This window comes from Kitasatospora sp. HPM-01-4, from assembly GCF_051374625.1.
Taxonomy (GTDB): Bacteria; Actinomycetota; Actinomycetes; order Streptomycetales; family Streptomycetaceae; genus Kitasatospora.
In genome coordinates, this window is sequence record NZ_JBPQGP010000005.1 from 4,021,802 (window position 1) to 4,042,587 (window position 20,786).

General features: G+C 72.6%; 16 protein-coding genes and 1 tRNA gene. 6 read left to right on the top strand and 11 right to left on the bottom strand.

Annotated elements, in window-relative coordinates; translation table 11 throughout:
* Positions 1 to 15: 15 nt before the first annotated feature.
* From ACSMTC_RS17420 to ACSMTC_RS17440, 5 genes are all read left to right on the top strand, one after another.
* Positions 16 to 660, top strand: coding sequence for a helix-turn-helix transcriptional regulator (locus tag ACSMTC_RS17420; RefSeq protein WP_436560617.1), 645 nt, complete (start codon positions 16 to 18; stop codon positions 658 to 660).
* A 104-nt stretch (positions 661 to 764) separates the two neighbouring features.
* Positions 765 to 2,168 (top strand): tyrosine-type recombinase/integrase, encoded by a 1,404-nt coding sequence (locus ACSMTC_RS17425; RefSeq protein WP_436560618.1) that lies wholly within the window; start codon positions 765 to 767, stop codon positions 2,166 to 2,168.
* Positions 2,169 to 2,268: 100 nt separating this feature from the next.
* Complete coding sequence (locus ACSMTC_RS17430) at positions 2,269 to 2,517, top strand: hypothetical protein (protein WP_436560619.1); 249 nt, start codon at positions 2,269 to 2,271, stop codon at positions 2,515 to 2,517.
* 96 nt (positions 2,518 to 2,613) lie between these two features.
* Positions 2,614 to 3,024: a Rossmann-fold NAD(P)-binding domain-containing protein gene (locus ACSMTC_RS17435; protein ID WP_436560620.1), complete on the top strand. Its 411-nt coding sequence runs from the start codon at positions 2,614 to 2,616 to the stop codon at positions 3,022 to 3,024.
* 51 nt (positions 3,025 to 3,075) lie between these two features.
* The gene (locus tag ACSMTC_RS17440) at positions 3,076 to 3,210 is read left to right on the top strand and encodes a hypothetical protein (protein ID WP_436560621.1); all 135 of its coding nucleotides are present in this window, start codon (positions 3,076 to 3,078) and stop codon (positions 3,208 to 3,210) included.
* Between the two features lie 275 nt (positions 3,211 to 3,485).
* Here ACSMTC_RS17440 and ACSMTC_RS17445 read toward each other — a convergent pair.
* From ACSMTC_RS17445 to ACSMTC_RS17485, 9 genes are all read right to left on the bottom strand, one after another.
* Positions 3,486 to 3,559: transfer RNA gene (locus ACSMTC_RS17445), tRNA-Thr, on the bottom strand.
* A 114-nt stretch (positions 3,560 to 3,673) separates the two neighbouring features.
* On the bottom strand, positions 3,674 to 4,339 hold the full coding sequence (leuE, locus tag ACSMTC_RS17450; protein ID WP_436560622.1) for a leucine efflux protein LeuE: 666 nt from the start codon (positions 4,337 to 4,339) through the stop codon (positions 3,674 to 3,676).
* A gap of 87 nt (positions 4,340 to 4,426) precedes the next feature.
* Positions 4,427 to 6,010: an alpha/beta hydrolase gene (locus tag ACSMTC_RS17455; RefSeq protein WP_436560623.1), complete on the bottom strand. Its 1,584-nt coding sequence runs from the start codon at positions 6,008 to 6,010 to the stop codon at positions 4,427 to 4,429.
* A 161-nt stretch (positions 6,011 to 6,171) separates the two neighbouring features.
* On the bottom strand, positions 6,172 to 7,284 hold the full coding sequence (locus tag ACSMTC_RS17460) for a hypothetical protein (protein ID WP_436560624.1): 1,113 nt from the start codon (positions 7,282 to 7,284) through the stop codon (positions 6,172 to 6,174).
* A gap of 238 nt (positions 7,285 to 7,522) precedes the next feature.
* Complete coding sequence (locus ACSMTC_RS17465) at positions 7,523 to 8,734, bottom strand: DNA polymerase III subunit delta' (protein WP_436560625.1); 1,212 nt, start codon at positions 8,732 to 8,734, stop codon at positions 7,523 to 7,525.
* A gap of 45 nt (positions 8,735 to 8,779) precedes the next feature.
* Positions 8,780 to 9,967 carry an acyltransferase family protein gene (locus ACSMTC_RS17470; protein WP_436560626.1) on the bottom strand — a complete coding sequence of 396 codons (1,188 nt, stop codon included), beginning with the start codon at positions 9,965 to 9,967 and terminating at the stop codon, positions 8,780 to 8,782.
* 293 nt (positions 9,968 to 10,260) lie between these two features.
* Positions 10,261 to 13,437 (bottom strand): dTMP kinase, encoded by a 3,177-nt coding sequence (gene tmk, locus ACSMTC_RS17475; protein WP_436560627.1) that lies wholly within the window; start codon positions 13,435 to 13,437, stop codon positions 10,261 to 10,263.
* Positions 13,438 to 13,594: 157 nt separating this feature from the next.
* Positions 13,595 to 16,456, bottom strand: coding sequence for a type I DNA topoisomerase (gene topA, locus ACSMTC_RS17480; protein WP_436560628.1), 2,862 nt, complete (start codon positions 16,454 to 16,456; stop codon positions 13,595 to 13,597).
* Between the two features lie 406 nt (positions 16,457 to 16,862).
* Complete coding sequence (locus ACSMTC_RS17485; RefSeq protein ID WP_436560629.1) at positions 16,863 to 17,345, bottom strand: hypothetical protein; 483 nt, start codon at positions 17,343 to 17,345, stop codon at positions 16,863 to 16,865.
* 238 nt (positions 17,346 to 17,583) lie between these two features.
* Here ACSMTC_RS17485 and ACSMTC_RS17490 point away from each other — a divergent pair, with 238 nt between their 5' ends.
* Positions 17,584 to 17,811, top strand: a complete 228-nt coding sequence (locus ACSMTC_RS17490; RefSeq protein WP_436560630.1) for a hypothetical protein — start codon at positions 17,584 to 17,586, stop codon at positions 17,809 to 17,811.
* Positions 17,812 to 17,877: 66 nt separating this feature from the next.
* Here ACSMTC_RS17490 and ACSMTC_RS17495 read toward each other — a convergent pair whose 3' ends face one another.
* Both ACSMTC_RS17495 and ACSMTC_RS17500 read right to left on the bottom strand, forming a co-directional pair.
* Positions 17,878 to 19,410, bottom strand: a complete 1,533-nt coding sequence (locus tag ACSMTC_RS17495) for a DUF7059 domain-containing protein (RefSeq protein WP_436560631.1) — start codon at positions 19,408 to 19,410, stop codon at positions 17,878 to 17,880.
* A 235-nt stretch (positions 19,411 to 19,645) separates the two neighbouring features.
* The gene (locus tag ACSMTC_RS17500; RefSeq protein ID WP_436560632.1) at positions 19,646 to 20,410 is read right to left on the bottom strand and encodes a small secreted protein; all 765 of its coding nucleotides are present in this window, start codon (positions 20,408 to 20,410) and stop codon (positions 19,646 to 19,648) included.
* Between the last annotated feature and the right edge of the window lie 376 nt (positions 20,411 to 20,786).

A 20,786-nucleotide genomic window follows, 5' to 3' on the forward strand; every position in this document is an offset into this window, starting at 1 on the left:
AGTTATACTGCTCTCATGACAATGCAGCCCGCCTCCCAGGAGCTCACCGCCCGGATCGGCGAGACGATCAAGGCAGCCCGTGCGGCACGCGGCCTCAGCGCGCCGGAACTAGCCTCCGCGTGCTCCGCGCTCGGAGTCCCGGTCACCCCGAACGCGATCAACAAGATCGAGACGGCCCGCCGGGAGTCCCTCCGGCTGGAGGAGGCCCTCGCCTTCGCCATCGCGCTCAACTTGCCGCTCGTCAGTCTCATCGTCCCGCTCGACGGAGACGCCGAGGTGGATCTCCTCCCCGCCCTCAGACTGCCGGTCTGGGAGGCAGCGGTGCTGATCACCGGCGAGGACCAGCCCGATGACGCAGTCGAAGGCAGCGCCCACGCCCTCCTCGCCGTCTACCGCGAGCACGTCGTCGACGTACGAACGGCGCTGATCTCGACCCAGGCGGCCCACGAACGGCGTTCCCAGGCAGCGCGCAACGAACTCGGGTCCGAGCGCTACCAGCAGTTGTCGCGCCAGGCATCCGAGTTCGAGCGAATCGCGCACGAGGACTGCCAGCGACTGCGGGACACCCGCTCTCGCATGCGCACGCAGGGTCTGCACCCCGCGCCCCTCCCGGCCGTCCTGGCCTTCCTTGACCCCGACGAAGAGGAGAGCACCACCTGAAAGGCTCCATAAACCGGCGCTGCTCGTGCCGGAACCCCGCCACCGGGGCGCACTACTACTCCGCCTGCCCCAAGCTCACCTCCCGCAAGCACGGCGTCTGGTCCGTGCGGCAGGAGGTTCACCCGGATGAGGACGGCAGGCGGCGGACCTTCCGCCGGTCCGGCTTCTCCGGGGCCCCGGACGCGCAGAAGGAGCTGGACCACGTCCGGGCACTCCTCGCGCTCGCCGACAAGGACGACCCGGACACCCGCAAGCTCGTCAGCGACATGATCATGTCGTGCGTCCGGACCAAGTCGGCCCTCCCCGATGTCGAGGAGACCAGTCGGAAGGTCAAGGCCGGCCACAGCCTGACCACGCTGATCACGGTCGCCGAGTGGCTCGACACCTGGCTCGCCGGCCGGAAGAAGCTCCGCCCCACCGGCGTGTCCCGCTACGAGACGGACATCCGCGTACACCTCAAGCCTCACCTTGGGCACATCCGGCTGGACCGGCTCCGGGTCGAGCACCTGGACACGATGTTCGAGTCGATCAACGACGCGAACGAGGAGATCGTCGAGCAGAACGCCCAACGGCGTCAGGCTGTCAACGATCTCAAGCTGATCGTCGACCGGCTCGCCCGGCGGGCCGCCCGCGAGGCCATCGCCGCGATGCCTCCCTTCCGCCGCGTCACCGGGCTGTCGACCCAACAGCACATCCGTGCGACGCTGCGGGCTGCGCTCAACGTCGCCATCGCACGGCAGCTGATCACCTTCAACCCTGCCGCCCACGTCGAACTCGAAACCGCCCCCAAGCCGAAGGCGCTGGTCTGGACAGCCGCGCGCATCGCGGAGTGGCGGCGCACCGGCCTCAAGCCCTCCCCGGTGATGGTCTGGACGCCGGCTCAAGCGGGCCAGTTCCTCGACTACGTCGACGGCCACCGGTTGTACGCCCTTTGGCACCTGCTCGTCTTCCGGGGTCTGCGACGTGGTGAGGGAGTCGGCGCCCGGTGGGTCGACTTCGACAGGGACTCTCTGTCCCTGACCGTCGAGACCCAGCTCGTGCAGCTCAACTGGGAGGTGCTGGAGGGCACCCCCAAGACCTCCAGCGGTGTGCGCATCGTCGCACTCGACGGCGAAACCGCCGACGTCATCGTCGTCCACGGGCGCCAGCAGAAGCTGGAGCGGCTCCGGTGGGGACCTGCCTGGGTGGACACCGGCCGGATGTTCACCGCCGAGGACGGCACCTGGCTACACCCGGCATGGGTCAGTGAGGAGTTCCTCCGCCTCGCTGCCTCCGCCGGTCTGCCGCCCGTCCGGCTGCACGATCTGCGGCACCTCGCCGCAACACTCGCCCTCGCGGCGGGCGTGGACCCCAAGGTCGTGTCCGAGATGCTCGGCCACAGCGACACCTCGATCACCCGCGACGTCTACCAGTCCGTCCTCGAGGAGGTGGCGCGCGAGGCTGCGGAGGCGGTCGTCCAGCTCGTCCCCCGGCAACGGCGGCCCCGCACCAACGCGGCCAGCGCCTGAGTCCGCCGATGATCATCGGGGTACCAGAGCAGTAGCCTCACGCCCTGCGCGCCGCCGGCGCGCAGGGCCAGACAGCGCCGCACAACCTCGGCGCCTGCCCATGTCGAAGACCAATCTCTGGAGGACCGTGTCCATCGCCGAACGCCCCATGCCGACCCCCGAGCAGCTCGAGCAGCTTCTCGCCGACCCCTCGATCCCGGAGCCCGCACGGGCACTCTGCTCGCTGCTCGCCCGCCGCGGCGGGCGCACCGGCGACTACCTCGCCATGACCTTCGGTGGCTACCCCGCCCGCAGGACGCCGCGTCAGCTCCCGTCCAACGGACCCGATTCTCCGACCACCACCAGCTGACCGCCCCTCCGTCAACGCCTTGCCCGCCTCGGACACCGAGTTCCCCGGCGGACGGCACGCCCGTTCGCCATCGCCCCGATCAGGAGACCCCACTGCATGCGCCTGCGCCAGGCCCACGCCATCATCGAAACCGCGAACCGGCTCACCGAGATGGCGCCCGACCTCGAATTCGAACTGTGGCCGCACGCCAAGGACGATCCCGACGGCACCCCCGGCCTGCCCGACTTCATCTCCGGGGTGGCCCAGATCGGTGCCGCAGACGGGGCGACCTCTCTCTGCACCTACGACGTGACCATCGAGCCCGGTCCCGCCGACAACGAGATCACTGTTGGACTCGAAGCGTCGCAGGACTCCCACCTCGGCGACGACACCGTCCTGGTCGACCTCATCGCCACTGTCTTCGACCCAAGTTGGGGGTACGACTCCCCCTTCCGGCCTGTCGGCACGCTCCTCGCGCAGGTGATCATCGACGCGATCCGCACCCGCGAGGCCACGCGGCCACGCTAGACCTCGGCGCGCTTCCCGCCCTCCCCGGCAAGGGTGCGGGATGGTGCCTCCATGAGCCTGCCGTCTTCTGACCGCGCCTCCGACGAGGTCGACGCTGACCTGCTGCAGTTGCTGCCCGACCCGGAGGAACCCGGCCTCGCCACCTGGTGGGGAGATGACGAATACGACTACGAGCCCCGGCGCTGAGCGCTGGGGCTCGTAGTGCTGTCCGACCCCAACGGCTTGTCCCGCCGGCCAAAATTGTCACGGCGCGTAACGGCGGCCAGGAGCAGAAACCTGGCTGCGGCACCCTCCCGGGAAGGCGACTGGAGCACCCCCCGAACACGGCCAGGGACGCGCGGGCACCCCTTGGGCACTTTTGCGTCGTGAGCACGTCAAAATCACCGGACTCTGACGCGCCCAACTTGACCGCGAACACACAAAAGGCCAGGTCACGGGCTATGTGACCTGGCCTTTCTCGGAGCCGCCTATGGGATTCGAACCCATGACCTACGCATTACGAGTGCGTTGCTCTGGCCAACTGAGCTAAGGCGGCACCGCCGTCATGCGGGATCCGACCTGTGATGGTTGATCGTCGCACCGACAACGGGCGCAAGTCTACACACATTCCGGGTGTGGTCCGTAACCGCGCCCGTCCGGGGCGGGAGGCTCAGACGGAGGAGACGGCGAGCTTGGCGGCGAAGCCCGCGAAGAGGACGGCGACGGCGCCGGTCAGGCCGGCCGAGAGGCGCTTGCGGCGGCGGAAGGCGCCGGCCAGCGAGGTCCCGGCGAAGATCAGGGTGGAGAGGTAGAGCACGCTGAACGACTGCAGTATGCCGCCGAGCAGGGCGAAGGAGAGCACCGGCTGCCCGTACGAGGGGTCGACGAACTGGGTGAAGTAGGAGAGCAGGAAGAGGATGGCCTTCGGGTTGAGCAGGCTGATCACCAGGGCCCGCCGGAACGGGTGCTCCGTGCCGGGCTCGGCGGTGCCTGCCGCCTCCGCCCCCTCGGCCCGCTCCGCGGCGGCCCGGCGCTCACGCCACAGCTGACGGGCGGCACGCAGCATCCCGAAGCCGATCCAGAGCAGGTAGGCCGCGCCGCCGAACTTGACCACCGCGAAGACGGCCGGGTTGGCCCGCAGCAGCGAGGCGGCGCCGAGCGCGGTCAGCGATATCAGGACGAGATCGCCGGTGAAGACCCCGGCGGCGGCCCGGTAGCCGACCCGTATGCCCCTGCGGGCGGCCACTGAGGTGACGTACAGCGAGTTCGGCCCCGGCAGCAGGATGATGACGAGGGCGCCGAGTACATACGTCGCCAGGTCGTGGACTCCGAACACGGTGCGCTCCCGGGGCGGATACGGGGGTGGGGGACGCGCCATCGTATCCACCCCCGTCACCGCCCTGGAACGCGATCACGGCGGGACCTACTTGGCGCAGCGCGCCCCCTGGCCCGGGTCGTTCCCGGCCAGCAGGTAGCCGTTGACCGCACTGTCGATGCAGGCGTTGTTCCGCTGGTAGGCGGTGTGGCCGTCACCGTCGTAGGTCAGCAGCCGGCCGGACTCCAGCTGGCCCGCCAGCGCCTGCGCCCAGACGTACGGGGTCGCGGGGTCGCGGGTGGTGCCCACCACCACGATCGGGGGTGCTCCGGCGGCGCGGATGGTGTGCGGCATCCCGGTGGCCTTGTACGGCCAGTAGGTGCAGCTGAGGGCCATCCAGGCCATGTCACGGCCGAAGTGCGGGGACGCCTTCTCGAACGTGGGCAGCGCCCGCTGGACGTCCTCCGGGCCGGTGAAGGGCGCGGGCGTGTCGAGGCAGTTGATCGCGGTGTTGGCGGGCATCAGGTTGGCGTAGCTGCCGTCCGCCGAACGCTCGTAGTAGTTGTCGGAGAGCTTGAGCAGCGCGCTGCCGTCACCCGCCTTGGCGGCGGCCAGTGCCGTGCGCAGCGAGGGCCAGAGGAAGTCGGCGTACATCGCCTCGATGACTCCGGCGGTCGCCAGCGACTCGGTGAGCTTACGGCCGGAGTCGGTGTTCAGCGGCTGGGCGTCCAGCCGCTTGAACAGGGCGTCGATCTCCGCCCCGGCCTGCTGCTCGGTCCGGCCCAGCGGGCAGTCGTCGTGGGTGACGCAGTCCTTGGCGAAGGCGGACCAGGCGATCTCGAAGCCGCTGGCCTGGGTCTGGTTGCCGGCCAGCGCGTCGAGGGACGGGTCGATCGCCCCGTCCAGCACCATCCGGCCGACCCGGGTGGGGAACAGCCCGGCGTAGGTGGCGCCGAGGAAGGTGCCGTACGACTTGCCGAGGAAGTTCAGCCGGCTGTCGCCGACCAGGGCGCGCAGCACGTCCATGTCCCGGGCCGACTCCGTGGTGCTGACGTGCCCGAGGAACCCACCGGACTGCTTCTGGCAGGCGGCGGCGTACTCCTTGTCGGCGGCGACCAGGGCGTTGATCTGCTTCTGGTCGTCGGGGGTCGTGTCGGTCGCGGTGTAGTCGTCCATCTTCGGACCGTCCAGGCAGACCACCGGGGAACTGCGGCCGACACCGCGCGGGTCCAGGCCGACCATGTTGTACGCGGCGCGCAGGCCGGGGTCGAAGCTGTTGATCGAGCTCTCCAGGTACTCGATCGCCGATCCGCCGGGACCCCCCGGGTTGACCAGCAGCGAACCCTGCGCCTTCGTCCCGCCGCCGGCCGGCTTCCGGGCGGCGCTCAGGGTCATGTCGCCGCCCGCCGGGTTCGCGTAGTCGAGCGGCACCTTGAAGGTGGCGCACTCGAACCCCTGGTCGCAGGACTGCCAGTCGAGCTTCTGCGCGTAGTACGAGGACAGGTTGGCCGGGATCGCGGCGGGGAGCGGTTGGAGCGCGGTCGCGGTCCGGCCCTGCGCGGCGCCGCCCTCGGTACCCACCGCCGAGCCGGCGCTGGAGTCCGAGGCCCCACCGCCCGAACTGCAGCCCGCCAGCAGCAGCGCGGCGGCCGCCATGGCGGGCAGAACACGGGTCGACCGGACAGCTCGCATGGAGGCTCTCTCCCATCGGACACCGACCACGAGGTCGCTCGGGTCGCCGGGTCGGTGATCACCCGGCTGTACAGAGCGTAACCGCCCGCATCCGCCACGCCCCGCAACCGTCGAGGGCCCGGCGGGGAACAGCCCGTCCGGCGGCACCCCGTCCACCGGGGTCACCTCGGCTGCTTGGTGAGGCTCTCCGCCAGATACTGCACCGCGACCCGGACCAGCCGCAGCCGGATCCGCTCCGGTGTGTAGTCCTGGACGATGTCGGAGACCCTCACCTCGGCCTGGGCGGCGCGGCCCCGACCGGCCCGCAGCGCGGTCTGGAGCCTGCGGGCGGAGTCCAGCCCGGCGGTGTCGGCCTTGGCGGCGGCGAGCAGCAGTCTGGCGGTGGCCGTGCCCGGCGCGTCGGCACCGGTCTGGGCGAGGGCCGCCGCGTCGTAGCGGCCGGAGACGGCGGCGGCCGCGCCGTACAGGTCGGGGCGGGCCAGTCCCGCGGCGACCGCGCACGGTGCCCCGTCCTCGATGCCCAGGGTGCCCCAGTCCCCGGGACCCGGCGGGAGGGTACGGAAGGCGGCCCCGACGGCGGTCCGCAGCGCGGTGTCGTCGGCCACCGCCTGCGGCGCGGCGGCCACCAGGTCGCAGGGCTTGGCGGTACCGGTCGGCGACTGGGGCACGACCACCACGAACGGCCGGGACCGGCCCAGCTTCACCGCCGAGGCGACCCCGTCGAAGACGTCCGGAAGTTCGGCGTCGGCGGTGGTCCTGGCACCGCCCGCGTGCAGCACGATCACCGGGAACCGGGCGTTCGGGTCCTCCTTGTACTGCGCCGGCAGCCAGACCCGCACCGTGCGCGGACGCCCGTCGGGGCCGGCCACCGCGCCCTCCCGAAGCTCGCCCCCGGCCGGCTGCCCGACCTCCCTGAAGGGGGTGGCCACCGGCTGCGCCGAGTGGGAGGGCGGCGGGGACGGCGGGGCGGGCGGGGCGGCGTTCGGCTGGGCACTGCGCTCGGCGGCGGCGGTCCCGGTCGCCGCTTCCGCCCTGGCCTCGGGCACGGACCGCGCGCCGCGTCCGCCCAGGACCAGCACCACGGCAAGCGCCGTGGCGCACATCCCGCAGACCATCGCCCCGCCGACCCGCAGCAGCAGCGGTCTCTGCTCAGCCGCCAGCTCGTACGTCTGGGCCGCCCGGAGGTCGCGCCAGCGGAGCAGGGCGGACCTGAGCAGCCAGATCCCGGCGGCGACCGCCAGCAGCAGGGCAGCGGCGAGGAGCGGACGGGTCATGGGACGCACCACCTCGGGAGAACCGGCACCGCCCGGCTCCGGCCCTCAGCGGCACGGACCACCACGGCGTACTCGGTCCACAGGGTGCAAGACGATCCGGCGCCCGGACCGCCAGGCTCCCTGCCCCACTCCGACGTTCACTCGAACGAGTGAGCCAGGCGCCACCTCATGGGCAACCCGATCGGGGCCGCCCGCCCACGAGGAGCGGTTCGGTCCAGTCGGCGGAGCATCGGGCGGTTCAGCCGGCCCGCAGGGCCACCGTCATGGCCTCGACCGCCAGCAGCGGGTCCACGTTCCGGTCCAGCGCCTCCCGGCAGGCGAGCACCGCCTCGATCCGCCGCAGCGTGTTCTCCGGTGCACCCGCGGCCGCGACCTTGGCGAGCGCGGGCCGCTGGTCCTCGTTGGCCAGGGCTCCGCCCGCCCCGAGCTGGATGGCGAGCACATCCCGGTAGAACCCGAGCAGGTCGAGCAGCGCCACCCCGAGCGTCTCGCGCCGGGTCCGGGTCGCCCGGCTCTTCTGGCGCTTCTCCAGCTCCTTGACGGCACCGGCCATACCGCGCGGCGCCCGACTGCCCTCGGTGGCACCGTACGCGGCCCTGAGGTCGTCGGTCTCCTTGGCGTCCTGGGTCTCGGCCAAGGCCTCGGCGTCGGCCTTGGCGGTGTCCACCAGCCGCTGGGCGGCGGCCAGGCAGCCGCCGATGTCGCCGACCTCCAGCGGGATGCGCAGTACGTCGAGCCGACGGGTACGGGCCTGCTCGTCCACCGCCAGCCGCCGGGCACGCTCCACGTCACCCTGTCCGGCCAGCGCCGCCAGCCGGGCCGTCTCCGGCTCGACGCCGTCCCGCTGGACCAGCATGTCGGCGACCGCCTCGGCTGCCGGGGTGCGCAGCACCAGCAGCCGGCAGCGGGAGCGGATGGTGGGCAGCACGTCCTGCACCGAGGGAGCGCAGAGCAGCCAGACCGTCCGGGGCGAGGGCTCCTCGACGCCCTTCAGCAGCGCGTTCGCCGCCGCCTCGGTGAGCCGGTGGGCGGCGTCGACCAGGATCACCGACCAGCGGCCACCGGTCGGGTAGCTGGAGGCGCGCAGCACGAGGTCGCGCATGTCGCCGACACCGATCGACAGTCCGTCGGTCCGGACGAACTTCACATCGGCGTGGCTGCCGGAGAGCACGGTGTGGCAGCCATCGCAGAACCCGCAGCCGGGAACCCCGCCGAGCTCCAGATCGGGGCTGGTGCACTGCAGCGCGGCGGCGAAGGCCCGGGCGGCGGTGGTCTGCCCGGCCCCGGGCGGGCCGGTGAACAGCCAGGCGTGCGTCATCAGCGAGGCGTTCCCGCCGGCCTCGGCCGCAGCCGTACGGCCCGCGGCCACCGTGGCCCGTGCGGCCTGGGCAGCCGCCGTCAGCTGCTCGACCACCCGATCCTGGCCGACCAGGTCGTCCCACACACTCACGCCGCGCTCCCGCCGACCACCGGTACTCCTCGCTTCCGGTCGAGCCTAACCCCGGAGGCCGACAACCGACTCCGCCGCCGTCCGCTGCTCCGACAGCGGCCCGCGCGCGACCGGCTCGGCCGCGGCCGGCACCGCCACCGCCCGCCCGTCGGCGGCCCGGACCCGCGCGAAGGAGTCCCTCAGCTGCCGCTTCATCCAGCGGGAGACCGGCTGCTCGACCCAGCGGTGCACCAGCCAGGACGCCGCGACCATCACCACCAGCAGCCCGCCCGCGAGCAGCCACGGGCTCACCCGGAAGCGGAGCTTCTCGATCACCGCCCACCCGATGTACTCGTGCAGCAGGTAGAGCGGGTAGGTGACGGCCCCGGCGGTGGTGAGCCAGCGCCAGTCGATCCGGTCGAACCAGCCCAGCGCCACCCCGGCCATCAGCAGGTAGAACACCGCGAGCACCACCGCCACGACGGGGCTGGGCAGGTGGTACGCGGTGTTCTTCTGCACGAACTGGAAGGTGGGCTGCACCACCCGCAGCCCGACCAGGTAGCTGAAGCCGACCAGCAGCCAGAGCAGCAGGTCGGGGCCGAACCGCCGGATCAGGTAGAAGGCCATGCCGCCGATGAAGAACCAGCAGTGCTCCGGCATCACGATCGCCTGCAGCCAGGCCTCGTTCGGCAGCGCGTACGTCAGCACCCCGGCGGCCGACCAGACCATGCAGAAGGCCAGCACCCGGCGGTAGGTCAGCCCGCGCCAGACCATCAGCGCGAAGATCAGGTAGAACCTGGCCTCCACCCACAGGCTCCAGTACACGGCGTCCACGTACGGGGCGCCGAAGGGGTGCTCGAACATGGTGAGGTTGGTGAGCACGTCCTGCCAGGACCGCGGCGAACCGCCCGGGATCAGCGCCAGCACCAGCGTGGTCACCAGTACCGCCAGCCAGTAGGCCGGGAAGAGCCGGATCACCCGGGAGGTGAAGAAGTCGGAGACCGAGCGGCCCCAGCCGCTCAGGCAGATGACGAAACCGCTGATCAGGAAGAACAGCTGCACGCCCAGCCAGCCGTAGGAGGCGGGCAGGTGCAGCACCGGGAACACCTCCGACCGCGGCCGTCCCCAGTCGGAGCCGAACGCCACGTAGTGGTACATCACCACCAGCAGCGCGGCGATGAACCGCAGCCCGTCCAGCACGGCGAGCCGCCCGCCACGCGATGGCGTCTTCGGGGCAGGGTCGGTTGCTATCACGTGTGATGACTTCCTAGGCGCCGGACGGAACGGGACGGGCGTAGCAGTCTCTCAGAATCCGACGCCGCCCCCTGCCGCCGGGGCCGGAGCGCATCGACTCGGCCGGGCACCGCCCCGCCGCTGTCGTCACCCGGCCGAGGGCCCCCGGGCGCGCGATCGGCCGGGCAGCACACAGGGGCGCGGGAAACCGTGCGAGCGGCCACGTGCCTCGTGACGCGCTGGTCAAACGGTTCCCCGCGCCCCTTGGTGGTTCGCGGCTGATCGGGCGGAAGCCCGGAGAAGGGCGGCGGGTGCTAGTCCCGGCCTCCGCGCCACCTGCGGCCCTTGCCACGACCGCCCTGCGGGTCCTCCTGCCGGCCGCCCCGCTCCCACTCCTTGCGGGAGCCCAGCAGGGTGTCGGTCAGGCTGGGGGCCTCATCCGGCTCGACCGGCGGCAGTTCCCTGGTCATCTCCGCGGCGGTCTCCTCACCGGACGGCTGCTCGCCACGCCACGGCTCCTGCGGCGTCCGGTCCTCGACCGCCCCGGAGCCGGCCCGCGAACCGCCCGTCCTGCCCCAGGACGTCCGCGCTCCGCCACCGGCGGCTCCACCGGAGCGCGCCGTCGGCTCGACCCGCGGCAGTACGGCGGTCTCGTCCGCCGCGCCGACCGCCGGCAGCACCGCGGTCTCGGCAGCCGGATCGGCCTCCAGCGCCTCCGCCGCCCGGACCGCCGCCCGGCGCTCCGGCTCGGGAATCTCCCGGGTGACCTCCTCGGTGCCGCCGACCTTCGGCAGCTCCACGGTCGAGGTCACCGCAGGCACCTCGGTGGCCTCCGCGGCAGCCGCGGCGGCAGCCGCCCGGGCCTCCTCCGTGAGCCTGGCGGCCTCGGCCCGCTGGAGCGCCTCCTCCGCCCGGCGCCGCTGTTCGGCCCGCTGCAGCTCACGCTGCCGCTGGAGCTCCGCCTGCGCCGCCGCCTCGGCGGCGAGCCGCTCCCGCTCGGCCTCCTCGGCCTTCCGCTTGGCCTCGAGCTCGGCCTGCCTGGCGGCCTCCTCCTCGGCGCGGCGCTTCGCCTCGGCCTCCGCCTTGAGCCTGGCCTCCTCGGCCGCCTTCCTCGCCTCCTCGGCGGCGACCCGCTCGGCCTCCTCCCGGGCGAGACGCTCCTTCTCGGCCTGCTCGGCCCGCAGCTGCTCCAGCAGCTCCTGGCGCTTGCGCTCGGCGGCCTCCTCCTCGGCCTTCTTGCGGGCCTCCTCGGCGGCACGCCGGTCGGCCTCCTCGCGGGCGAGCCGCTCCTGCTCGGCCTTGGCGGCCCGCTCCTGGACGGACAGCGGCAGCTCCCGGTCGAGCCGGTGGCGGATCGCGGTGGTGACGAAGGCGGGCTGCTGGCTGCCGTCCACCACCAGGTAGCGCGCGGGGTCGGCGGCGGCCAGGGCGAGGAACCCGGCCCGGACCCGGGTGTGGAACTCGGTGGGCTCGGACTCAAGACGGTCCAGCGCCTCGGTGAAGCGCTCCCGGGCCTTGGTCGGGTCGACGTCCAGCACCACCGTCAGGTCCGGGACCAGGCCTCCGGTGGCCCAGCGGGAGATCCGGGCGACCTCGGTCGCGGCCAGGTCGCGGCCCGCGCCCTGGTAGGCGATGGAGGAGTCCATGTAGCGGTCGGTGATCACCACCGCGCCGCGCTCCAGCGCGGGGCGGATGACGTTCTCGACGTGCTCGGCCCGGTCGGCCGCGTAGATCAGCGCCTCGGCGCGGTGCGAGAGGCCGGTGTTGCCGACGTCCAGGACCAGTGCCCGCAGCCGCTGCCCGATCGGGCTGCCGCCGGGCTCGCGGGTGAGCACCACCTCGTGGCCCTTGCTGCGGATCCACTCCGCCAGCGCGTTGGCCTGGGTGGACTTGCCCGCACCGTCGCCGCCCTCCAGCGCGATGAAGAAGCCGGTGCCGCTCATCCGGTGCGGGGCCAGCGGCGCTCCGCCGCGCAGCGACTCCATCAGCTCGCGGCCGAGCGGGACGCTGCCCCGCTGGTCGTCGGTCTTCAGCAGCACCACCGCGGCCAGTGCCATGGTCAGCAGCCCGGCGGTGGCGATCGCCAGCGCGGCCCCGTCGTGGATGAAGGTGAAGCTGCCGGGCTTGACCTGGCCGTACTCGATCTCGCCGTAGGCGGCGGCGAGCAGCGGGACGACGATCAGCGCGCCGCCCACCACGGCCCGCAGCACCGCGTACAGGTGCTCGGTGACCTTGGGCAGCCGGATCTCCTCGACCTCCTGGGCGAGCAGCGTCCGGCCGGTGGCGATCACGACCCCGGCGGCCAGTCCGGCCAGCACGGTGAGCATCAGCACCAGGACGAAGTCCAGCACCAGGCCGGCCAGGATCAGCGCCACGCCCTCGGTGAGCAGCGCGAGGACGAGCAGGCGGCGCCGGGAGAGCGACGGCAGGGTGGCCCGGGTGATCCGGACGCCCAGCGCGGGGGCCCCGGCCGCGGCGAGCACCAGCAGTCCGAAGCCGATCGGCCCGGCCCGGTGGCCGGTGGCGGTCAGCAGCCCGAGTGCGGCGACACCCGCCATCGAGGCGTAGGCGGCGGCGACCGCGAAGGTGAAGTACGGGGCGGAGCCGGTGCGGCCCTTGCGCAGCGTCGGCCCGGGGGTGGCGTCGGTGGGGGCGCGCAGACCCTGGAGCGGGGAGCGCGGAGCGGCCGGCGTGCCGCCGGGCAGCTCCTGCAGGAAGATCAGCACGGCGGAGCCGGCCAGCAGCAGGGCCGAGCCGATCCCGGCCGCGGTGACCTGGTGGGTCCGCAGCCAGTGCGAGCCGAGCGCGGCGAAGACGTTGTTGACCAGGGTGAACGCCACCAGGGCGACGGCCGCGAGCGGAACGGTGGCCCAGCCGGTGCGCATGTCCAGGGTGCGGACGGCGTCCAGGCTCGCCGCGGACGGCCGCTGCTCGGACGGCGCCGCGCCGGCGTCGGCGGGCGGCAGCAGCGACGGTACGGCGGCCGCCTTGGCTACGGACCAGACCCGCTCGGCGGCACCGGTCAGGAAGACCGTGCCGAGCAGCAGGTAGGTGGCGGAGCCTGGGCTCCAGTCGAGCCACCACGGCGCGATGCCGATCAGCACGGCACGCAGGGCGTCGGCCCCGAAGAGCACCCAGCGGCGGTCGAGCTTCCCGGCCACCAGACCGTGCACCGGACCGAGCAGCACCGCCCCGAACAGCAGCGTGGCGAGCACCCGGACGCCCAGCACTGCGGCCAGCGCGAGCGCCTGCGCCCGGTAGCCGTGGCCGAACTGACCGCCGAGGACCGCCGCCGCCCAGGTCAGTGCGAGCAGCACCAGCAGGCCCAGCCGGTCCCCGGTGCCGCCGACGAGCTGCGCCGTCCAGAGCCTGCGGTAGGGGCGCAGCCGCAGCAACGCGCGGGCCCGCTCGCCGGGAGTCCCGGCGGGGGTCGCCTCGGGGAGTCCGGGTCGGCCGGCGCTCGTGCTGGTGGGCTGCTCCTCGCTCGTCATACCGTCAGGGTAGCGGGCGGGTCCTGCGGCAAAGCCCTGGAACGGGGCTCGACAGACCCTCATGACACGGTTGTGACGCGCGTGACGCGGTCAGCCGGACGGCCGAGGGGGCCCGTGCGCCCCGGTGTCGGAACGCACGGGCCCACCGGTGGACCGCTCAGCCCTCCTCGGGCGCGACGGCGGCCTTCTTGGCCGCGGTCTTCTTGGCCGCCGCCGTGGTGGTCTTCTTGGCGGCCGTCTTCTTCGCTGCGGTCTTCTTGGCCGTCGTGGTCTTGGCGGCCGTCTTCTTCGCCGCCGCCTTCTTGGCCGGGGCCTTCTTGGCGGCCTTCTTCACCGGCCCGCGCGCCCGCTTCTCGGCGAGCAGCTCATAGCCGCGCTCGGGGGTGATGGTCTCGACCGAGTCGTCCTTGCGGAGCGTGGCGTTGGTCTCGCCGTCGGTGACGTACGGGCCGAAGCGGCCGTCCTTGACCACCACCGGGCGCTCGCTGACCGGGTCGGTCCCGAGCTCCTTGAGCGGCGGGGCGGCGGCGGCCCGGCCGCGCTGCTTCGGCTGGGCGTAGACGGCCAGTGCCTCGTCGAGGGTGATGGTGAAGAGCTGGTCCTCACTGGTGAGCGAGCGCGAGTCGGTGCCGCGCTTGAGGTACGGGCCGTATCGGCCGTTCTGCGCGGTGATCTCGTTGCCCTCGGGGTCGGTGCCGACCACCCGGGGCAGCGAGAGCAGCCTGAGCGCGTCCTCCAGGGTGACGGTGTCCAGCGACATCGTCTTGAACAGCGAGGCGGTGCGCGGCTTGACCGCGTTCTTGCCGGTCTTGGGCGTGCCCTCGGGCAGGATCTCGGTGACGTACGGGCCGTAGCGGCCGTCCTTGGCGACCAGCATGTTGCCGCTGACCGGGTCGGCGCCCAGCTCGAAGTCGCCGCTGGGCTTGGCCAGCAGCTCCTCGGCGAGCTCGACGGTCAGCTCGTCCGGCGGCAGGTCGTCGGGGACGTCGGCACGCTGGCCGGGCTCGTCCGCGGTCTTCCCGGCCTTTTCGACGTACGGGCCGTACCGGCCGACCCGCAGGACGATGTCGCTGCTGACCGGGAACGAGCTGATCTCCCGGGCGTCGATCGCACCGAGGTCGGTGACCAGTTCCTTGAGGCCGCCGAGGTGGTCGCCGTCGCCGTTCCCGGCCTCGGCGGCGCCGCCGGCGCCCTCGCCCTCACCGAAGTAGAAGCGCTTCAGCCACGGCACGGACTGCGCCTCGCCCCGGGCGATCCGGTCGAGGTCGTCCTCCATCTTCGCGGTGAAGCCGTAGTCGACCAGCCGGCCGAAGTGCTTCTCGAGCAGCGCGACCACGGCGAAGGAGAGGAAGGACGGGACGAGCGCCGTGCCCTTCTTGAAGACGTACCTGCGCTGGATGATCGTGTCGATGATCGAGGCGTAGGTCGAGGGGCGGCCGATCTCGCGGTCCTCCAGCTCCTTGACCAGCGAGGCCTCGGTGTAGCGGGCGGGCGGCTTGGTGGCGTGGCCCTCGGGGGTGAGCTGTTCGGCGGCCAGCGGGTCGCCCTCGGCGACCTGCGGCAGCCGGCGCTCGCGGTCGTCCAGCTCGGCGTTCGGGTCGTCGGCGCCCTCGACGTAGGCCTTGAGGAAGCCGTGGAAGGTGATGATCTTGCCGGAGGCGGAGAACTCGACGTCCCGGCCGTCCGCGGCCCGGCCGCCGACCTTGACGGTGACCGACTGGCCGACCGCGTCCTTCATCTGGGAGGCGACGGTCCGCATCCAGATCAGCTCGTAGAGCCGGAAGTCGTCACCGGACAGGCCGGTCTCGGCGGGCGTGCGGAAGCGGTCCCCGGAGGGGCGGATCGCCTCGTGCGCCTCCTGGGCGTTCTTGACCTTGGAGGCGTAGGTACGCGGCGCGCTCGGCAGGTAGTCGGCCCCGTACAGCTGGGTGACCTGGGCACGGGCCGCGGTGATCGCGGTGTCCGAGAGCGTGGTGGAGTCGGTACGCATATAGGTGATGAAGCCGTTCTCGTACAGCTTCTGGGCCACCTGCATGGTCCGCTTGGCGCCGAAGCCCAGCTTGCGGCTGGCCTCCTGCTGGAGCGTGGTGGTGCGGAACGGCGCGTACGGCGAGCGGCGGTACGGCTTGGACTCGACGCTGCGGACCGAGAACGCGGTCTGCTCCAGAGCGGCGGCCAGCGCACGGGCGGCCGCCTCGTCCAGGTGCAGGGTGTTGGCGGTCTTGAGCTGCCCGTCCGGCCCGAAGTCACGGCCGCTGGCGATCCGCTTGCCGTCGACGGCGGCCAGCCGGGCACCGAAGCTCTCCGGGTCCGCCGCATCGAACGGGCGACGCGAAGCGTCTCCGCCGAAGGCGGTGGTGCCGGTGGTGAAGACGCCGGTCAGATCCCAGTACGAGGCGCTGGTGAAGGCGATCCGCTCGCGCTCGCGCTCGACCACCAGGCGGGTCGCGACCGACTGCACCCGGCCGGCCGAGAGCTTCGGCATGACCTTCTTCCAGAGCACCGGCGAGACCTCGTAGCCGTAGAGGCGGTCGAGGATGCGGCGAGTCTCCTGGGCGTCCACCAGGAGCTGGTTGAGCTCGCGCGGGTTGGCGACGGCCTCCTGGATGGCGGCCTTGGTGATCTCGTGGAAGACCATCCGCTTGACCGGCACCTTGGGCTTCAGCACCTGCTGGAGGTGCCACGCGATGGCCTCGCCCTCGCGGTCCTCATCGGTGGCGAGGTAGAGCTCGTCGGACTCCGCGAGCAGACCCTTGAGCTTGGTGACCTGCGACTTCTTGTCCGCGTTGACGACATAGATAGGGGCGAAGTCATGGTCGACGTCGACCCCGAGGCGGCGCACCTCACCGGTGTACTTGTCCGGGACCTCGGCTGCAGTGCCGGGCAGGTCGCGGATGTGCCCGACGCTGGCCTCGACGACATAGCCGGGGCCGAGGTAGCCCTTGATCGTCTTCGCCTTGGCCGGCGACTCGACAATGACGAGTCGCTTGCCGTGCGCGGTCTCGCTGCTCGGGGACACCTTCGCTCTTCTCTCCCGGTCGTTTCCTGTGCTGGGCGGCGCACCGGCGAAGGAAGACGTCCCGCCTGACCATCGCCGTCCGGAGCTGCCGCTGCGCGACGGCCCCACCAGCGGAGTGTGACCGTACCCTGGCCACCCTTGTCAAACGGACGGTTCCCACTATTTCACCGGCAAGGTCGACCCACGCCACTCGAACCGTAACCCGACGATGCTCCCTCGCGCCGCGCGGAGGGGTGGCGAGGGCCTGCCACCGGCCGGTTTCGGCCGCCGGACCAGCCGGTGTCCGGATGGCGACGGGACCGGGACTTCCGCGGCCGTGCCCGCGACTCCCGGCGCCCCCGAGGAAGACCGTGCGCGACCGACCGCCCGACCGGTCAGCCGGAGACGGCCCGCGGTTCGGACGGGATCAGTCCGGGAGCACGGTCGCGATCAGGCTCAGACCGACCGCGAGCGTACTGGTGCCGAGCAGCGCCCAGAAGACGTCGCTGGGCAGGCAGGGCCTGGTCTCGGAGGCGGCGAGGACCACCCGGCTCGGCCGCCGGGCGTCGTACGCGACCTGGACGACCGCTCCGGGAGCGAGCCCGGCGGGGCGGCGCAGCATGGTGTGCCCGCGCGGCCGGGAGAGCACGGACTCGGCCTCGCCCGCGCCCGCCGCTCCGACGGTCGGCAGGGTGGAGTACGACAGCAGCGGGGCGGTGTCGAGCTCGCCGTACGGATCGCCGTAGAGCTCCCCGTACGGATCGCCGTCCAGCACCACTTCCGCCGTGGCCGGAATGCCATGGCGGTGCAGCTGGTGGCGAAGGCGCAATTCAAGGGCGCACCAGACGAGCAGCGCGCCGCCGAACAGGACGAAGACAGACCCTGCCGCGGTCGCCGTCGGCGTATCCATGTACATCCCCGTCCGCGCCGTGCACATCACCGGTGTCCGCCCGGCCACTTGGACCGGTGCACGGGAGCGTGGCAGCCCGGGGACAACCTGGGGCTGACGCTCGAAGTACGGTTGAGAACACCGGGGGGACGGGCGGGTGAACTGCCGTCCCACGGGCCGCACGGACCTCACCGACCGCACGGAGGAAGCTTGCGGCCGGCTGCCCGGTACTTCCGGGGAGCTTCGGCGGGACACGGACGTGTTCGTTCACCGAGCGGTGCTCAAGGCCGCCGCCCTTGCCCTGCCGTGCCGACTGGCGCCACCGCCGGTGGCGTGGGCCGGCGGCTCAGGGATGCCGGTGACTGCGGCCGCCGCCGTTCGGGGGCCACCCGCCGTACGCCCGCTCCGGGCGTTCCGGCTCGACTTCGGGGTCACGGTGGGCGGGCCGAACCGCAGCACCCGCCTCACCGGGTTCCACCGCCTGTGACCGAGCCGGGCCGGCCGCCCTCTCGCCCCTTGGCCGCAGGGCCCTTCCCTGCGGCCAAGAACCGTCTCAGAGCACGGGGTTGACGAATCCCTGCTCGGTCAGCAGACGCAGCGACTCCGGCACCCGGTCACGCAGCATCACCCGGTCCTCGCCGAGCAGCTGCGCGATCGCGTCGATGATCTCGCCGGCCGCGAGCGTCCCGTCGCACACCCCGACGAAGCCCGCACCGACCGTGTCCACCTTGGTCGCCCGCCGCATGCCGCGGTTGTGACGGAGGATCACATGCTCCGGGTCCTCCGCCCCGGGCGGTCCGACCTGCTCCTGGACGACCTCGTCGGCCAGCACGTAGCGCGCGGCCAGCAGAGCCGCGTCATCGTGCGACCGCAGGAAGTCCTGGCGCGCGAACCAGCTCTCGATGTGCGGGCCAAGAGGCTGCTCCACCGGGTGCGGCCACTCCTCGATCCGTACCGTCGGCCGAGTCGCGCCGCCGGCCCGCAGGGTGATCCAGCCGAAGCCGATGCTCTCGACGCCGGCGGCCTCGAAGGTGTCCAGCCACTCGCCGTACCGGGTCTGGTAGTCGGAGTCGGCACCACGGTGGTCGCCGCCGTCCCTCAGCCACAACTCGGCGTACTGGGCGATGTCCTGGACCTCGCGCTGCACCACCCAGGCGTCCAGGCCGGTACCGGCCACCCAGCCCGCCAGGCGGTCGTGCCAGTCCTCGCCCTTCACATGCTGCCAGTTGGCGAGCAGGTGGCAGTACCCGCCGGGCTCCAGGTGCGCGGCCGCGCCCCGGACCAGGCCGCGGCAGAGGTCGTCCCCGGCCATCCCGCCGTCGCGGTAGACGAAGCGGCTGCCGGGCGAGATCACGAAGGGCGGGTTGGAGACGATCAGGTCGAACTTCCGGTCGGCCACCGGCTCGAACAGGCTGCCCTCGGCCATCTCGACGTTCTCGAATCCGGAGAGGGCCAGGGTCAGCCGGGTGAAGTGCAGCGCACGCGGGTTGAGGTCGGTGGCGGTGACCCGCTGTGCGTGCCGGGCGGCGTGCAGCGCCTGCACTCCGGAACCCGAACCGAGGTCCAGCGCCGCCCGCACCGGCCGCCGTACGGCGAGGTTGGCCAGCGTGGTGGAGGCGCCGCCGACACCGAGTACGAGATCCTTCCGGGCCACACCGTGCGCGGTCTCCCCCGAACCGATGCCGCCCGCACCGCCGACCGCGCACCCCAGATCGGACACCACCCAGGCGTCCGCGCTCGGCAGCCCCGCGACCTCGTTGGCGTACGGGCGGACGTCCACGGTGGCCCGCACGGTCTCGCCGTCCCGGGTCAGCCAGCCGTCCGCCAAGCAGTCCTCGACCGGCAGCGCGGCCGCGGCGGCCGCATACTGAACCGGCTGCTGGAGCAGGAACAGCCGCACCAGCGTCTCCAGCGGGCTCCCGCCGCGCGTCGCGCGCAGCGCGGGCACCGCCTCGCTGCGGGCCAGCGCCGCGTAGCCGGTCGGCCCGAGCAGGTCTAGGCAGCCATCGGCGGTGTACGAGGCGGCGAGCAGCGCCTCGCGAAGCTTCGAGAGGCGGCCGGGGTCAAGAACGGGGCTACTGGTCACCGGCCCATTGTCCCCCGTCCTCCACCACCGCCCGCCCTGCTGCGCTGCGCCCGAACCACCCGGCCGGTCACCGGACGGACCGGCTACCGGACTGCCCGGTCACCGGACCGCCTGATCGCCTGATCGCCTGATCGCCCGGTCGCCCGGTCGCCCGGTCGCCTGATCGTCGAAGCACCCGTCGCCATGCCAACCGTCGCCGGCGCTCGGTTGCGGGGCTGCTCAGTCGCCGAGCTGCTCAGTTGCCGGAAGCAGAGGCCGACGGCGACGCCGAGGCCGAGTCCGAGGCACCGTCCGAAGGAGCCGCGCTCGAAGCCGCGACCGACGGGGAGTCGGACGCAGAGGCCGACGGAGAGCTGCTCTGGGCCCCGGCCTGCGCCGAGGCGCCGGAACCGGCGGCACCGGTGGCACCGGTGGCCGCTCCGGTCGCCGCACCCGTCGAGGCGCCCGTCGCCGCCGCGCCCGGCTGGGCCTTGCAACCGGGCTGCTTGCCGATCGCCGTCCCGAGATCGCCGCTCTGGATGTTCTTCAACGCGGTCGTGGACTGCTGGGCAAGCCGCTGGACCTGGTCACCGACGCTCCTGAGGCCGTCCGCGAAGCGCGCCTGGTCGTCGTTGGGCAAGGCGTTCAGCTTCTTCTGGACGTCGAGGTAGCCCTGGCTCGCCTGCTTGAGCTCGTCCACGGCGCCCTGCTGCAGCTTCGCACCGTCACTCACCTTCGGCGCGCCCGCCTTGTCGATCGCGTCGGCCAGCTGCTGGTTGGCGGTCGCGAGCGTCGCGAGGTCGGTCGACAACCGCTTCTGGAGGTCCGCCGGGGCCTCACCCGGCTTGACCCGGCCGGTGTCGGCGAGTGCGTCACTGGACTTCCCGATCGGGCCCTGCGCGCTCTCGCAGACGCTCTTCGCCCAGTTGTCGAGCGCGGCGCTGTCGTCGCCACCGCACCCGACGGCGCCGAACGCCAGCAGCACACCGAGCGCGGATACGGTCAGCAGTCGCTTCTTCACCGGGAAGCCCTTTCGGTGTCGGTCATCGACCTGCGAACCTACACGGCCACCGCTCCGGCCCGCAGGCACCCGGCTCCCCTTCGGCCCGCTCCGGGCGGTCCGGGACGGACGGACCGCAACGACCGGCACTCGTCAGGCCCGCTCACCCGGATCGGACCACGTTGCAGGCGGTGCGCGGCACCTGCGGTTCACCATCCGATTCGCCTGACCGGCACCGACCACGCACTAACCGACACGGTCTCGGCGGCGTTTCCCGGAGCGCCCCGGAGACGGGCATCGACCGCACCGTCGCCCCCATCGGTCCCGTCGGCACCGGATGCGTATCCGCACAGGGGCGTCCCCTTGTACCGGACGGAACCGATTTGTCCCGGACCGC

Coding starts and splice junctions, on each gene's coding strand:
- ACSMTC_RS17420 (WP_436560617.1), top strand. CDS start 16: ATGACAATGCAGCCCGCCTCCCAGGAGCTCACCGCCCGGATCGGCGAG.
- ACSMTC_RS17430 (WP_436560619.1), top strand. CDS start 2,269: ATGTCGAAGACCAATCTCTGGAGGACCGTGTCCATCGCCGAACGCCCC.
- ACSMTC_RS17435 (WP_436560620.1), top strand. CDS start 2,614: ATGCGCCTGCGCCAGGCCCACGCCATCATCGAAACCGCGAACCGGCTC.
- ACSMTC_RS17440 (WP_436560621.1), top strand. CDS start 3,076: ATGAGCCTGCCGTCTTCTGACCGCGCCTCCGACGAGGTCGACGCTGAC.
- ACSMTC_RS17455 (WP_436560623.1), bottom strand. CDS start 6,010: ATGCGAGCTGTCCGGTCGACCCGTGTTCTGCCCGCCATGGCGGCCGCC.
- ACSMTC_RS17460 (WP_436560624.1), bottom strand. CDS start 7,284: ATGACCCGTCCGCTCCTCGCCGCTGCCCTGCTGCTGGCGGTCGCCGCC.
- tmk (WP_436560627.1), bottom strand. CDS start 13,437: ATGACGAGCGAGGAGCAGCCCACCAGCACGAGCGCCGGCCGACCCGGA.
- ACSMTC_RS17485 (WP_436560629.1), bottom strand. CDS start 17,345: ATGGATACGCCGACGGCGACCGCGGCAGGGTCTGTCTTCGTCCTGTTC.